At 49.8% G+C, this 14,665-nt stretch carries 13 protein-coding genes; 5 read left to right on the forward strand and 8 right to left on the reverse strand.

The window, feature by feature from the left end; genetic code table 11:
• The first annotated feature begins 150 nt into the window (after positions 1-150).
• Together BZG13_RS13370 and viaA are read left to right on the forward strand one after the other, a co-directional pair.
• Positions 151-1,818: an AAA family ATPase gene (locus BZG13_RS13370; protein WP_077459268.1), complete on the forward strand. Its 1,668-nt coding sequence runs from the start codon at positions 151-153 to the stop codon at positions 1,816-1,818.
• A complete protein-coding gene (viaA, locus tag BZG13_RS13375) occupies positions 1,805-3,283 on the forward strand; it encodes an ATPase RavA stimulator ViaA (protein WP_077486971.1) in 1,479 nt (492 codons plus the stop codon). Before BZG13_RS13370 ends, viaA begins: the two co-directional genes overlap by 14 nt.
• On the opposite strand, the gene BZG13_RS13380 is transcribed toward viaA, so the two are convergent.
• The 4 genes from BZG13_RS13380 to BZG13_RS13395 form a co-directional block, all read right to left on the reverse strand.
• Positions 3,267-4,169 carry an EamA family transporter gene (locus BZG13_RS13380; protein WP_077486972.1) on the reverse strand — a complete coding sequence of 301 codons (903 nt, stop codon included), beginning with the start codon at positions 4,167-4,169 and terminating at the stop codon, positions 3,267-3,269. The two genes, viaA and BZG13_RS13380, sit on opposite strands and share 17 nt — an antisense overlap.
• A 136-nt stretch (positions 4,170-4,305) precedes the next feature.
• Positions 4,306-5,100 carry an ABC transporter ATP-binding protein gene (locus tag BZG13_RS13385; RefSeq protein ID WP_069362862.1) on the reverse strand — a complete coding sequence of 265 codons (795 nt, stop codon included), beginning with the start codon at positions 5,098-5,100 and terminating at the stop codon, positions 4,306-4,308.
• Positions 5,097-6,008, reverse strand: a complete 912-nt coding sequence (locus BZG13_RS13390; RefSeq protein ID WP_077486973.1) for an ABC transporter permease — start codon at positions 6,006-6,008, stop codon at positions 5,097-5,099. Before BZG13_RS13390 ends, BZG13_RS13385 begins: the two co-directional genes overlap by 4 nt.
• A 24-nt stretch (positions 6,009-6,032) precedes the next feature.
• Positions 6,033-7,001, reverse strand: coding sequence for an ABC transporter substrate binding protein (locus BZG13_RS13395; RefSeq protein WP_077486974.1), 969 nt, complete (start codon positions 6,999-7,001; stop codon positions 6,033-6,035).
• Positions 7,002-7,506: 505 nt separating this feature from the next.
• Between BZG13_RS13395 and nhaD the strand changes: the two genes are divergently transcribed.
• On the forward strand, positions 7,507-8,937 hold the full coding sequence (gene nhaD / locus BZG13_RS13400; RefSeq protein WP_077486975.1) for a sodium:proton antiporter NhaD: 1,431 nt from the start codon (positions 7,507-7,509) through the stop codon (positions 8,935-8,937).
• 109 nt (positions 8,938-9,046) lie between these two features.
• Here nhaD and BZG13_RS13405 read toward each other — a convergent pair whose 3' ends face one another.
• From BZG13_RS13405 to BZG13_RS13420, 4 genes are read right to left on the reverse strand one after another with little or no spacing between them, the layout of a single operon-like run.
• Positions 9,047-9,487: a universal stress protein gene (locus tag BZG13_RS13405; RefSeq protein WP_069362866.1), complete on the reverse strand. Its 441-nt coding sequence runs from the start codon at positions 9,485-9,487 to the stop codon at positions 9,047-9,049.
• 21 nt (positions 9,488-9,508) lie between these two features.
• Positions 9,509-10,792 carry a TRAP transporter large permease gene (locus BZG13_RS13410; RefSeq protein ID WP_077486976.1) on the reverse strand — a complete coding sequence of 428 codons (1,284 nt, stop codon included), beginning with the start codon at positions 10,790-10,792 and terminating at the stop codon, positions 9,509-9,511.
• Positions 10,793-10,808: 16 nt separating this feature from the next.
• Positions 10,809-11,384 (reverse strand): TRAP transporter small permease, encoded by a 576-nt coding sequence (locus BZG13_RS13415; RefSeq protein WP_069362868.1) that lies wholly within the window; start codon positions 11,382-11,384, stop codon positions 10,809-10,811.
• 57 nt (positions 11,385-11,441) lie between these two features.
• Complete coding sequence (locus BZG13_RS13420) at positions 11,442-12,467, reverse strand: TRAP transporter substrate-binding protein (protein ID WP_198935529.1); 1,026 nt, start codon at positions 12,465-12,467, stop codon at positions 11,442-11,444.
• A gap of 576 nt (positions 12,468-13,043) precedes the next feature.
• Between BZG13_RS13420 and ppiC the strand changes: the two genes are divergently transcribed.
• Both ppiC and BZG13_RS13430 read left to right on the forward strand, forming a co-directional pair.
• Positions 13,044-13,325, forward strand: coding sequence for a peptidylprolyl isomerase PpiC (gene ppiC, locus BZG13_RS13425; protein ID WP_077486978.1), 282 nt, complete (start codon positions 13,044-13,046; stop codon positions 13,323-13,325).
• A gap of 151 nt (positions 13,326-13,476) precedes the next feature.
• Positions 13,477-14,613: a GGDEF domain-containing protein gene (locus BZG13_RS13430; protein WP_077486979.1), complete on the forward strand. Its 1,137-nt coding sequence runs from the start codon at positions 13,477-13,479 to the stop codon at positions 14,611-14,613.
• Positions 14,614-14,665 lie beyond the last annotated feature (52 nt).

Here is a 14,665-nt window from a genome sequence, read left to right on the forward strand (position 1 = left end):
ATATTATTTTACATAGTAGTGTGTTTTTTGTGCGGTTAGTCGGCCGGTTAATGGTAAATAGCGCTTGGCTTGCCATGATTAAACCAACAAGCGCTTCGAGGTTATCAAGCACAAACATACCCCATATAGCGATGAAAATCGGAGTATCACTTGTCTCAAAACCTTGCCACCGTCAGTCAACGAGCTTTGCTACCTGAACGTATAGCCAGCCTCATCAATGCGCTTTCTAGCGGCGTGTACGAACGCGAACATACTATCAAGATGTGTTTGTTGGCCGCGCTTGCCGGTGAAAGTATCTTCTTACTGGGTCCACCCGGGATTGCGAAAAGTTATATCGCTAAACGATTGATTGAGGCATTTGATAACAGCCAGTTTTTTGAATACTTGATGACTCGATTTTCCACGCCGGAAGAAGTATTTGGCCCGCTCTCGATTCAGGCGCTGAAAGATGAAGGTAAATATGTACGCTTGACCGATGGCTATTTGCCCAATGCCGACGTGGTCTTCTTGGACGAAATATGGAAAGCAGGGCCGGCGATCCTCAACACCTTGCTGACCGTGGTCAACGAACGCACCTTCAAAAATGGCGAGCATGTTTATCCTGTTCCTATGCGTTTATTGGTGACTGCGTCCAACGAATTACCCGAGCCGGACAGTGGGCTCGATGCCTTGTACGATCGCATGTTGCTACGAGTGTTCGTCAATCGGATCCAAGAGAAGAAAAACTTCAAACTGATGCTTACCGAGCCCAGCCAGGATGAAGCAACGGTGGCCGATAAGTTGAAAATTAGCCATCAAGAATATCAGCATTGGCAGACCATTATTCCCACACTGGATCTGCCCGATGCGATATTCGAAAAACTCTACACCCTAAAACAACGGGTAGAAAATGCCGGCAGTGAGCAATCACAGTTCGATCCAAGTGAGCTTTATGTGTCGGATCGCCGGTGGAAAAAAGCAGTGCGTTTGCTAAAAGCGGCCGCTTTTTTCAATGGTCGTGACGAAGTCGCTCCACTGGACTTATTGTTACTGGAAGACTGTCTATGGCATAGCCCAGAATCGCGCGATGTGGTGCAAACCGTGATGCAGGCATTTGCCAAAGAGGTGCTGTTCGATCAACAAGAAGTACTCGCTTTGATCGATGACGTCAAAGTGGCGTTAGAAGAGATTGAGCAAGATACGGCTGAGGCGCTGACCTATAGACAAGAGACGGCCACCGCTGGACTCACGCGCAAAGCAATGATTGACGTGAGTCAGTCGCCTCGCTTCACGGTCAACCAAAGTCGAGACTTGGTGCGTTTTGTCCTCCTTCGGGCCAACCCATCGGTGTCAGAGCAAGAAAAAGGTGACAGTCGCTGGGTATATCTCGATGCGTCCGACATTGAGAAAAAGTTAAAAACAGGCAGCACAGACTTATATGGCTATGTGAATAAAAACAATCACCTGTGCCGGCTCACGTTAGAGTGGGATGCGCAGCACGCCTTGGTCATTAAAGATATCGCTAATCGGCCGGTGCCGATGGCCTTGGTGGGGGTTAACGATCCCAGCGAATCGCAGCTAGCAGATTGGAAGCAACAAACCGATCAGGCGCTTGAGCAATTGCAACACGCACAGTTTTTAATTCGTCGCGCGCGCAGTCAACTCAATGCTGGGTTACCGCATTTATTTGCGCAACCGGATCTGCTGGAAATCGCATCAGCGAGTTTGGTGGATGTTGAACATGAGGTTAAAACGCAGATCGATAACCTAGAGCGCCAAGTTAATCGTTTAGCGCGCTTAGGTGAGTTCTTCTCAGGGGCGAGCCATGCTGAGTGCTGAGAGCCTGAACATGGGGTTGATGCTCGCCGAGTCTGGGTTACTGGATGCGGCGATGACAGAGTTGATGTCTCACCCCCAGTTGCTGGTGTTGACGGAACGAAGCCCTGCGATTAAGCGAGCCGTAAAAAAACAGCTTCACCGCTGGCGAGGGCAAACAAAACGCAAGCTGGTGCAGCAAGGGTTGTCAGCCTCCCTGAAGCAAGAAATTCAATACTACGAGCAGGCCACCGAAAAAACCGCRCGCGCGTTTGAAAAAGAGATTGATACCTTGCTGAGTCAGTTAAAATCGGTTTCTTCGTTCTATCCGCAGGCGGAAAAGCTCGCCGCCCATCAAGCTCAGCACGCCGACCCGATGTTTCAGTCTTACTTTTGCAACAAATGGCATGCGCATTTAAAAGCGGAAATACAAAAAAATCAGTCCGACAATGTTGAGGCGCAAAAACAAAAGCTACTTGAAGACTTGTATCGGCGCATAGCCACCTATCAGCAAATGGATGGTGTCGATCAGTCGGGCGATATCAGCAAAGTGGGGCGGCTGTGGGATATGGCGGCAAGCTCTCTTTCGCAGCAAGACGTCACCTTGCTTAAACGGTTTATTACGTTTCTAGAGAAAAACCCGGAGCTTCAAGCTATTGCGGAACAACTCGGGCGCATGGCCAATCAGGTGAATCTTTCTGGGCCCAGCCAACAGCCCACTGAAACCCTGAAAACCAAACCAGAGCGTCAGGTGGATGTGCCGGACGATATCACGGGGATTTGCCAAAGTGATCGGGTTGATCGCTTGTTGCCCAATGAAGCAGTGTTGCTCGCGGATCCAGCGCTTGAAGTGGTGTTTTACAAGCAACTGGTCGACAAACAGCTCCTCAATTATCAGTTTTCCGGTAAGGCTTATCGTCGTAAAAAAGTCGAGACACAGGCGCCGAGTCAATCTAAGCCGGAACAAAAGAAAGGGCCGTTTATCATTGCCGTGGATGCCTCAGGCTCAATGAGTGGTTTTCCAGAGCAGTGTGCTAAAGCCCTCGCGTACGTGCTGATGCGAATTGCCGCCACCGAGCACCGAGACTGCTACGTGATGCTGTTTTCCACTGACCATATTAGCTACGAGTTAACCGGTGAGCGTGGTTTGCAAGAAGCGATGAGCTTTCTCTCCTACCGTTTTCATGGCGGCACAGATATGACGCCAGTCATTGATAAAGCGCTCAATCTGATGGAAAGCGATCGCTATCAAAACGCCGATCTAGTGGTGGTGTCAGATTTTATCGCGCCTAAGCAATCGGATGCGATGAGCAACAAGGTTGAGACACTGAAAGCCAACCACAATCGCTTTCATGCCGTCAGCCTGTCCAAATATGGCAATCCCAGCCTAATGGCTATGTTTGATTATTGCTGGCGGTATCAGCCGTCGTTGGGTGGCAGGTTGCTTAATCAGTGGTGGCCGAGTAAATCACTTACAGCGCAGAAGTAGGTCTGGCACGGGTTTTTAGTCCCAACCAGCGGCCAATGCGCCGACCCAATACTGACAGGCTCAAGCCAGTAACAATCAAGGCCGCCCCAATCCACTCAATCAGCGATAAGGATTCTCCCAACCCGATCGATGCGGCCGCCATACCGACAATCGGGATTAATAGCGCAAACGGGGTGACCGAGGCCGAGGTGTGCTGGTTGAGTAACCACCCCCAGATAGCGAACGCTACCAGTGTAGACAAGTAACCCACATAAGCAATTGATATCCATCCGGATAACGGTGTCGCTTGTAATAGCGCAAGAGGTTGATGACTCTCAAACCAGTACGAAAGGGCAAACAGTGGCAGCGGTGGGATTAAGCTCACCCAAACCATAAAGTGCATCAGGTTGACGCCTGGCATTTGTTTCATCACCATGTTGGCAATGGCCCAGAAAAAGCCAGCGGCAACGATCATTGCCACCCCTGTGAGTGTTGCGCTCCCCGTTGACGTGACGAAGAAGAGCCCAAAGCCGGCAAAGGCAACAGCAAGTCCGATGCGTTGCGGCAAGGTAATATGTTCTTTAAGGAGCAGGGCGCTTAACGCAATGGTAAAAATCACTTGTGATTGTAATAGCAACGAGGCGATACCCGCTGAGGCATCGTCCTGCATGGCAATAAACAACAAACTAAATTTAATCACGCCCAGGCTTAGTCCTACCGCGAATAGTTGCCAAAGTTTTACCTTAGGACGCGGAATAAAAAATACCGCCGGCAAGGCGACGATAAAAAATCGTAACCCTGAAAACAAAATGGGTGGGAGGGTTTCCAGCCCAACTTTAATGACGGAAAAGTTGACGCCCCAGATCAGCACCACCAATAAAGCGAGCAGAACGCTTTTAATGTTCATAGCCAGTCCCTTACTAAGATACCGCTACCCTAGCATGGAAGACTGGCTATCACGAAAAATCTGGCAACCAGAATAGAAAATTGGGCGCTTATTCGGGAATAAGCGCCGTCTGTTGTCCTTGAAGTGAAAGACTGTGTCAGCCGAGCAGCAAGCTGTCGTCGGCAAGGGTTTCGCCACGCACTTTGTTGAACATTTCCAGCAGATGTGGGACATCCATATTCTTACGTTCATCACCGTGTACGTCGAGGACGATATTGCCTTGGTGTAACATCACGGTGCGATCGCCACAGGCCAAGGCATCTTTCATTGAGTGAGTGACCATCATCGCCGTCAGGTTAAACTCATTGACGATGGTTTTGGTTAAATCAATCACGAACGCCGCCATACGTGGATCCAGGGCGGCAGTATGTTCATCAAGCAGTAAGAGCTTACTGTCTGATAGAGTGGCCATCACCAAACTGACCGCCTGGCGTTGGCCTCCTGAAAGCAGGCCGATGCTGTCACCGAGCCTATCTTCTAGCCCTAACCCCAAAATCGCAATGCGCTCTTGGAATAATTGACGCCGTTTACTGCCCAGCGCACGTGTCCAGCCACGCCCTTTTCCGCGCCGAAAGGCCAGGGCTAAGTTTTCTTCAATGGTTAATGAGGCACAGGTGCCTGCAAGTGGATCTTGAAACACGCGCGCGGCGAGGGTGGCACGTTGGTGAACGGCTTTTTTCGTCACATCGATGTCGTCAATCATAACCTGACCACCAATCATCGGGGTTTCCCCTGTCACTGCCCCCAGCAAGGTCGATTTCCCCGCGCCATTGGAGCCAATGATGGTGACGAACTCTTTTTCAGGAATCGTGAGATTGACGCCTCGTAACGCGCGGTTCTCCAGCACGGTCCCAGGATTAAAGGTGACTTGAATGTTGTTAAGCGTGATCATCCTGACACCTCCGCCTGCTTGGTACGTTTCGACTTTTGATATTGCTGGCGCATTTTGGGTGCAATCAATGCGACGGCAACCAGTACCGCGGTCACCAAGTTGAGATCAGAGGCTTGCAAGCCAAACATGCCACTCGATAAGGCGAATGCGACGGCGAGACGATAGAGGATAGAGCCTAAAATAACCGCGATAACGGCCACCCAGACTTTACGCCCAGGGATCAGCGTTTGTCCCAATATCACCGCGGCGAGCCCCACCACAATGGTGCCGACGCCAGAGGTGACATCAGCAAAGCTATTGGTTTGTGCAAATAACGCCCCGGCAAAGCCGACAAAGGCGTTGGATAACGCCAGGCCAAAGTAGGTATACATCGCGGTACTTCCACCTTGCGCCTTTACCATGCGTGCATTGACGCCAGTGGCGCGTAGCCCAAGGCCGAAATCACTGGCTAATAAGCGGATCACGAGGAGGCCACTAATAATCACCAAGACACCCACCACTAAGGGGCGAAGATACGCTGGGGCAATCCCCAGTGATTCAAATGGTGTGAGGATGGTTTCTTCCCCGAGTAAGGCGATATTGGGGCGCCCCATGATACGGATGTTAATAGAGAAAGCGGCAATCATGGTCAAAATACTCGAGAGCAAATTGAGGATGCCGCATTTTACGGTCAAAAAGGCAGTGACGAGCCCTGTCAATCCACCGGCCAAAATGGCCACGGCCGTTGCTAACCATGGGTTATAGCCGGCAACGATCATGGTTGCTGCCACGGCAGCGCCCATTGGGAAGCTGCCGTCAACGGTCAGATCGGGAAAATCCAAAACACGGAATGTCAGATAGACTCCGAGTGCGACCAAGCCATAGATCAGCCCAACCTCTAAGGTGCCGAAGAACGCAATTGCAGTCATTTACTACTCCAAGACTGATACAAACTAGTCTACGATGCGTGAGGCGCGATCTAAGAGAGACGCAGGCACCTCAAGGCCGAGTTTCTTAGCCGCTGCGCGATTGACAGCAAGGTCTGATCCTTCCGCCACTTTGGCTGGCAATGATGAAATCGGTTTGCCTTCCAACACCGCGGCAACATAATCTGCGGTTTGTACCCCAACCGAGTAGTAATCAAAGCCTAATGCCGCTACTGCGCCGTTGGGAATATAAGACGTCGAGCCACCGATAACTGGTGTGTCTGCTGCGTTAGCAGCGGCGACTAAGCCATCAATAGCGCTAGCGACTGTGTTGTCTGTTGGGGCATAAATCACATCAGACTGTGTCGCCACGACCTGTGCGGCTGACTGGACGTCAGCACTTTTTAGTGCTGTCCCTTCGATCACTTTAATCCCATGTTGCTCAGCGACTTCTTTTAGCAGCTCAACTAAGGTGACGGCGTTTGCTTCGCCTGGGTTATACACCACGCCAATAGAGGAAAGGTTGGGTAAAAGTTCTTTGGCCAGTGCGACATGTTGCGCGACGGGAGAAAGATCAGACAGTCCTGTTACATTGCCGCTAGGGGCATCCATGTTTTTGACCAGCTTTGCGCCGACAGGATCGGTCACGGCGGTGAAAATCACTGGTACATCGCGGGTAGCGGCCGCGAGCGCTTGTGCAGAGGGGGTCGCAATCCCGACAAGGACATCCGGCTGTTCGCCGACATACTGGCGAGCAATTTGTACCGCAATCGCGGGGTTACCTTGCGCCGTTTGATATTTAAAATCGAGATTCTCGCCCTGGGTATAACCTTTGGCAATCAGGCCATCCAATAGACCATTGCGGGCGGCGTCAAGCGCAGGGTGCTCCACAATCTGAGAGACGGCGACACGCGCCGTTTCAGCTAGGGTGGAAGTGGTCGTTCCCACTGACAACGCAGCCGCGCAGACAACGGCCGCGAGTTTAGATGCTTTCATAGTGACTCCCTTCTTTGAACTGTGCATCCCAGCAAGATAGCAATGATGCGTTTGCGATGTTGTTTAAGTGTTATTTTTTGGTTTTTTCAATGAGGATGACTAAAATCATTCACTTTTTGTTTAAATCTAGTCGATTTTTGCCGACTATGACAGCGATTACCAACGAGTAAGTTGATATTATTAATCTTGACAGTAACCCATGTCACCTCTTTTTTACGGTTGAAACGTGCTTAGTAATAGACGTTAACGCCATATTTGTTAATATTATGTTCGTTTTTGTTCTGCGGTGTTCTATCCGTGCAAAATAAATAATTGATACATTGCACGATTGCCACAGAGCACGCTTTTTAAACTGTCTTTTAATGGTGAGAAAGGTGTCACTGCGCCGAGGCGACGCGATGTGTCTCTATGGTGGGTGTCGGTCAATAAACAGTCGGAAACAGGCTGATTAACACGACGTAATTGTCATATCAGAAGTAAGGAAACAACATTTGGAGGCTCAAGGATGAAGCGTTTGGTTGCGGCGTTGGCGATGGTATCGCCAACGGCTTTTGCCGCTACAACAGGACAAGGGCTGGATTTAACTCAGTCCTGGGTGGGCTATGCGTCTTTGGCAATCTTTGCGGTTGCCTACAGCTTAGTGATGCTAGAGGAAAAGCTTCATTTGCGAAAATCGAAGCCTGTTTTGCTGGCGGCGGGCTTGATTTGGCTGCTCATTGGTTTTGCCTACTCGCAATGGGGCAATATGGCACCGGCGCATGCCGCGCTAGAGCACAATCTGTTGGAGTATGCCGAGCTATTGCTGTTCTTGTTGGTGRCCATGACCTACATCTCGGCGATGGAAGAACGGCGTTTATTCGATGGCTTGAAAGCGTGGATTTTGAGTAAAGGCTACGATTTGAGAAGCCTGTTTTGGATTACTGGGATCCTATCGTTCTTTATCTCGCCAGTGGCGGATAACCTTACCACTGCGCTGCTGATGTGTACCATTGTGCTAAAAATTGGCGGTGATAACCCTCGGTTTATTAATCTGGCTTGTATCAACATTGTTGTGGCGGCAAACGCCGGCGGTGCGTTTAGCCCCTTCGGCGATATCACTACCTTGATGGTGTGGCAGGCGGGCAAAGTCACTTTTGCCGAATTCGGCGCTTTGTTTATTCCGTCTGTGGTCAACTACGTGATCCCTGCCTTTATCATGTCGCTCTTTATCCCGCGGACGCAGCCGGATGTGATGCAAGAGCATGTTGAGCTAAAGCGGGGCGCGCGCCGCATCATGGTCTTGTTCTTGCTCACTATCGCCACGGCGGTTGCTTTCCATGGCTTTATCCATTTCCCGCCGGTGATGGGGATGATGATGGGATTGGCTTATCTGCAGTTTTTTGGTTTTTATCTGCGCCGCACCCTGCCACGTTCGTTAGCGCGTAAACGTGCTATCGCTGAGGCGAAGAATGACGAAGCGGCATTACGTCGACTGGGGTCAGTGGTACCCTTTGATGTCTTCCGCCGCATTTCCCACGCTGAGTGGGATACCTTGCTCTTCTTCTACGGGGTCGTGATGTGTGTTGGCGGCCTTAGCTTGATTGGGTACTTATCGTTAGTCTCGAATGTGATGTATCTCGAGTGGAATCCTATTTGGGCGAATACACTGGTAGGGGTTTTATCTGCGGTAGTGGATAACATTCCGGTCATGTTTGCGGTATTAACCATGAGCCCTGAGATGTCCCACGGTAACTGGCTATTGGTGACGTTAACAGCGGGTGTGGGGGGGAGCTTGTTGTCCCTTGGCTCTGCGGCCGGTGTCGCGCTGATGGGGCAAGCCCACGGCAAATACACCTTTTTTGGCCACCTAAAATGGGCACCAGTGATCATGCTCGGTTACTTGGCCTCTATTGGTGTCCACCTGGTACTGAATAGTCATTATTTCCACATGCAATAAAAGCGCTGGAAACAGTGAAAAAAGGCCAGCATCTCCCGATGCTGGCCTTTTTCTTATTGTGAGGACTGGGTGTGAACGACAACGTGTGAAAAAACGCCATCATAGGCGGTTAAACCACCATAGTGGGACAATGTGCACGGCCTGCCACACGATGGGAGACACTGCCAAGAAACATACCGTCTTTGTCTGAGTGGGTGCCATGCGCACCCATCACAATCAAATCTACCTCTTTGTTTTTCGCAAACTTAATAATGGTTTTGGACGGGCGCCCGCCTTTGACAAACCCGCGCACACTCTCGCCACCGTTCTCTAGCGCATGTTGTTTGGCTTGCTCAACGATGTTGCGCGCGTACTCGCTCAGGGTCTGATCTGGGATTTGCAACCGATCGGGGCGAACCATCGATAGTGACGCCTCAAACAAACTGTGATGTTTAAACACACACAATAAGTAAAGTTCAGCATGAGTGAGTTGTTGCAACTCAATCGCTTTATCTAACGCATTTAACGCAGAATATGAGCCATCGACGGCAACCAATATTCGTTTAAACATCCAATTACTCCTGTTGTTTAGTTACCCAAACGCGATATCACGTAGGAATAACGCAATCTGCGGGAACATCACCAACAGCGCGGCTGATAGAAGCAGCATGGCGATAAATGGCCCCGTTCCTCGGATAACTTCCCAATAGGGTTTTTTGAAAATCGCAATAGCGGTGAAAATATCACAGCCAAACGGAGGCGTTGCTGAGCCGATCGCCACTTGTAAGGTGATCACAATCCCGACGTGCACAGGATCAAGACTAGTGGCTTCTATCGCAGGTGCAAATATAGGCGTGAGCACCAGGATCACCACAATCGGATCAACGAACATACAGGCGACAAAAAAGGCAATGGAAATAGAGGCTAGCACGCCCATCGGACCCATTTCACTTATCCCGACTGCCTCGAGAATAGTTTGCGGGATTTGCGCGAAAGAAATGATCCAAGAAAAACCGTTGCCCACGCCGACCAGAATAAAGACCACAGCCGTAATTAAGCCTGTTGAGCGTGCGATGGTGAACACATCTTTGCTGTTTAGTGAGCGAAAGACACCAAATTCCAAGATCATCGCATAAAGCACACACACCGCGGCCGCTTCTGTGGGACTAAAGACACCGCCATAAATCCCGCCGACGATGATCAGTGGGAACATCAGTGGCCACAAGGCTTTTCGAGTGGCGGTAATCCGCTCACTCCAGCTCGCTTTAGGCTCAGTCGGCACTTTGTGGACAGTGGCGTAATACAAGCAGTAGAGCGAGAAAAAGGTCAGGATCATCAATCCAGGGCCGATCCCAGCGATAAACAGTTCGGCGATAGAGGTTTCTGAGATCACCCCGTAAATGATCATCCCGATGCTGGGAGGAATCAAAAAGGCGATATCACTGGAGTTGATGATTAACGCGAGCGAAAAAGAGTCGCTATAGCCGGCTCGAAGCAGCTTTGGGCGCAATGCCGAGCCAACGGCCACCACGGTTGCCTGTGTTGAGCCAGACACGGCACCAAACAGGGTACACGAGGTGGCGGTACTGATCGCCAACCCGCCGCGAATATGACCAATAAAGGTCATGACCATATCAATCAATCGGTTAGCGGATTGCCCCCGCGTCATAATGTCGGCGGCGAGAATAAACATAGGAACAGCAATCAGTGAGGCAGGGCGGATGCCTCCCAGCACTTGCTGAATAAACGTGTCCATTTGACCCACGCCGCCAAACATCATGTAAAAACCGGTTAGCGCGGCAGTAATCAAAGGGACCATCATTGGAAAGCCAAGCACAAGCAAGACAATCATGATGAACATTAACGTCATGGCCATAGTGGTAGGTGCCTATTTAAACTTCACTTTCTGTCTCAGCGTAACCATCGAGGACGCCAGCGGAGAGGTAAACATCGGGCGAGGTGAGATTTTTATAGACAGTCAACCCGTACTGAATGCCGGTGACGATAAAGCCCAGTGGTACCCAGATATAAATCCACCAAATCTCGAAGCCAAGTGCTGGCAAGATACGACCGCGGTCATAAACGGAGACAATGTATTGATAAGAAAAATACGCCAACACCAGCATGATAAGGCCTGTGATCAGCGCGATGCTTGTCATTAAGATTTTTCTGCCTTTGAAAGGCAGAGTGTCATACAGAGCAGACATACGAATGTGGCGACCATGTCTCGCCGCGTAGCCAATCCCTGCAAAGGTGATTAAAACAATTAAAATACGATTGATTTCGCCAGAAAAAAACAAGCCCTGCCCAAAACCAAAGCGTGCAATAACGTTAACACAGGTATTCAGGGCCATTAGGAGCACACCAGCGGCCAACATGAAGGATTCGATTTTACAAATCAGGGTATCCAATTTGCCAAGAAGGCCAGGAAGCTCGGAGTGGTACGTGAGAGAGTCGGAATCGGTCATTACGCATTCCTCAGGTAAAACAGGCACCGTGTGACACGGTGCCTGAGTGATTAGCGACTAGTTAGTAACAGCGTCCAAGTCTTTCTTAAACTGGTTAAGAAGGGCTTTGCCGCTTTCGCCAGTCATTTCGTAGAAGGTTTCCTCTACCTGTGGCGCACGTGCTTTAAACTTCTCGATTTGCGCATCAGTCAAGCGAGTCACAGTGACTTCATCACTCGACGATTTGATTTTCTCGAGTGATTCATCAGCCAAGCCGCGGATGTGTTCAACGGTTTGGTTAAATGCATAGTCAGCGGCATCGCGGATCATCGCTTGCTCGTCGGACGACAAGCCGTCAAAGAAGTCCTTATTTGCCATTGAGGCGGTGGTAAACCAGCCGTGGTGCGTAAAGATTAGGTTAGGTGATACTTCATACAAACCGCCTGACTCAATCCAGAAAATTGGGTTTTCTTGACCTTGAATCATATTGGTTTGGAGTGCACCGTATACTTCACCCCATGGCAATGGCGTTGGCGTTGCACCAAAGGCTTCATACGTCGATGAAAGCAGTGGGTTAGTCATGACGCGAATTTTCTTACCTTGAAGATCGGCAGGCTCAGTCACACGCTCGTCCGCTGTCATCACCATCTCGCCTTCAGGATACATTTTGAGCAGCTCGAGACCTTGCTCTTCATACAACTCTGGGAAGTCTTCATTCACCGCTTTACTCTGACGGAAGAACTCAATCACGGTTTCCATATCCGTCGGCATCAGGTAAGGGATAAAAAAGATTTGTGCTTCTGGGATCAACGAACCGGTAAAGCCAGGTGATTGGTTAACAAACTGAAGGATACCTGCCTGCGTTTGTTCCATGATGTCGTCGGATTCACCGAGTTCACCGAAACGATAAATCTGCAGCGTATGTTCAGAGTTGTCCTCAATATACTCCTTGAACTTGTGTGCATAGACGTCTTGCACGTCACCTTCGTACTCCTCGTGGGCATAACGCCAAGTGTCGGCATTGGCCATGGCTGAGAAGCCTAGTGCGGCGGCAACGCATGAAATTGCAGTCAATTGCTTAAGGTGGCTGTAAATGGACATCATGTCCCTCCGATATGTGGATTAGCTTTCACTCGTGGTTAACGAGAGTGTGATTGAGATCTGTTTCTCATCGAGTGAGGTGGCAGTACGTGCCTGTCTCTCCTATACCCGTAAAAGCATCTGCCGATGTTTTTAAACAAATAGCAGATAATACAGACAGCTTAACCATCAGAGGTGTAAATATTAAAGTCAGATGAATATCAATGTGCCAGCAGTGTGACTTAGATCTCTTTTTGATACTTTTTGTGATGATAAACGCTGCTTTCTTCAATCTGTTTTTTTGCATCAAAATGCGATCAAATCAGCGTTTTAAGAGATTTTTTAGCCATGGCGGCGGAAAGAAATCAAACGCACTTGGTTATGACGAAACTGAATAGAGCTGGCAGCGAAAAGGCCGGATAGGGGGATTTTTATCTATTTTATCCTTCCACCCCTAATGAATTTTCGCCGGCTTTTCGCGCAACGCCTCCCTCGCCTAGACTCACTCCCTCTGCATCGGTTGTGGTCGTCTTATTATGGCTGTTATCCAGTAACAGAAATCCGGTATACTGAGCGACTTTAATTTGATGAGATAGCTCGATGGCCAAGAAAGCAGCAGCCCTTCATATATTGGTGAAGGATAAGTCGCAAGCAACCTCTTTGCTTGATCAGCTTAAAAAAGGGGCAAATTTTCAAACGCTCGCGAAGAAGCACTCGCAATGCCCGTCGGGTAAGCGAGGCGGTGATCTAGGCGAATTTCGCCGCGGTGACATGGCACCGCCTTTCGATAAAGCCGTTTTCAGTGGCGAGTTATTGCGCCCGTTTGGGCCGATAAAAACCAAATTCGGCTGGCATATCATTAAAGTCTTGTATCGCAACTAATCCTATCGCTCACGATCGGTGAATAGCGCAAGTGCGCCGAAACTGTCATAAAGATTAATCGCCATAAATTGAAGCCGCGCACATTGATTACCGGTAAACGGCCACGGATAAAGTGGTAAAATCGAAGTGCGCCCTAATTAACGTATCTCTGATGTTTAAACTTGATGCACCGACACTGCTCATTACGCTGACTGCAATCCAATGGCTGCTAGCGGGTTTTTTGTTGGTACAAAATCGTAAAGAACCTGGTATCAATGGGTGGGCGGTGTCCCTGTTTATCCATGGTTTTAGCAACCTATTCTTATTTGCCCGCCCGCACCTTCATCCTTACATCGGGATCGTTTTTTATAATGCTTGCGTGATAGTGGCCTTTTCGTTTAGCCATTGGGCGCTGGGACAAATTTTTGCGCGCGACGTACCGCGTTGGCAGTTGATGCTACCTGTTATCCTGTCCGTGATATTTATGGCATCGCACCTTGATGACATCGGGAGTCGCGTGGTTTACGCGAGCTTGATCATCAGTATGCAGTTAGGGCTGATGACACAAACCATTGTGAGTAGTACGAACACCGGCGGCCAGCGTTTAAAGCGTTGGCTCATCATGGTGATGGGCGGGTTCAGTGTTGCCTATTTTGGTAGAGCGACGTTTGCCTACCTCTATCCTGATCTATTGACGCAACTGCTGGGCACCTCGCTAATACAAGCAGGGCTGATTCTATCGGGCATCGCCTATAGCGTGATTAACACCCTGATTATCTTTCTGTATAAGCTGGAGCGCGTGCACGAGAAGCTCCACCGCGAAGCGACTCGAGATAGCTTAACCGGACTGTTTAATCGCCGCGCCTTTTTGGCGAGAGCGAAACGGCGTGTTGAGACCGCCGCTTTTCCAATCAGTGTGTTGATGATTGATTTGGATGACTTTAAAGCCATCAATGACTCATTTGGCCACTCGGTCGGCGACAAAGTACTGATACATTGTGCTGAGACTTTTGAGCAAGTCGTTGATGATAATGGGATTGTCGGACGCTTGGGGGGAGAAGAGTTTGCGGTCGTGGTGCCTTACTGTGATAGTGCTAGTGCGCAACAGTTATCGGCAGAACTGCTCCGCGCGGTTCAAAACAGTGGCTCAGCGCTTGAAATGACCCTCTCTGCCAGCATCGGGATGACCACCACCACCGAAGCGCTCGATATTGATTGCTTGTTAGCCCAAGCTGATGATGCGCTTTATCAGGCTAAGCATGGAGGAAAAAACACGTTCAAAGTGTTCCCCCTACGCTCTATTCCTTAGCCAAAGCGGGTAGCTAACCCACTTGAAGGCCCAACGCTGCTTTCCCCTAATC

Origin of the sequence: Salinivibrio sp. ML323 (assembly GCF_001995745.1) — a bacterium.
GTDB classification, from domain to species: domain Bacteria; phylum Pseudomonadota; class Gammaproteobacteria; order Enterobacterales; family Vibrionaceae; genus Salinivibrio; species Salinivibrio kushneri.

Coding starts and splice junctions, on each gene's coding strand:
- BZG13_RS13380 (WP_077486972.1), bottom strand. CDS start 4,169: ATGAACATTAAAAGCGTTCTGCTCGCTTTATTGGTGGTGCTGATCTGG.
- BZG13_RS13385 (WP_069362862.1), bottom strand. CDS start 5,100: ATGATCACGCTTAACAACATTCAAGTCACCTTTAATCCTGGGACCGTG.
- BZG13_RS13390 (WP_077486973.1), bottom strand. CDS start 6,008: ATGACTGCAATTGCGTTCTTCGGCACCTTAGAGGTTGGGCTGATCTAT.
- BZG13_RS13395 (WP_077486974.1), bottom strand. CDS start 7,001: ATGAAAGCATCTAAACTCGCGGCCGTTGTCTGCGCGGCTGCGTTGTCA.
- BZG13_RS13405 (WP_069362866.1), bottom strand. CDS start 9,487: ATGTTTAAACGAATATTGGTTGCCGTCGATGGCTCATATTCTGCGTTA.
- BZG13_RS13410 (WP_077486976.1), bottom strand. CDS start 10,792: ATGGCCATGACGTTAATGTTCATCATGATTGTCTTGCTTGTGCTTGGC.
- BZG13_RS13415 (WP_069362868.1), bottom strand. CDS start 11,384: ATGACCGATTCCGACTCTCTCACGTACCACTCCGAGCTTCCTGGCCTT.
- BZG13_RS13420 (WP_198935529.1), bottom strand. CDS start 12,467: ATGATGTCCATTTACAGCCACCTTAAGCAATTGACTGCAATTTCATGC.
- ppiC (WP_077486978.1), top strand. CDS start 13,044: ATGGCCAAGAAAGCAGCAGCCCTTCATATATTGGTGAAGGATAAGTCG.
- BZG13_RS13430 (WP_077486979.1), top strand. CDS start 13,477: ATGTTTAAACTTGATGCACCGACACTGCTCATTACGCTGACTGCAATC.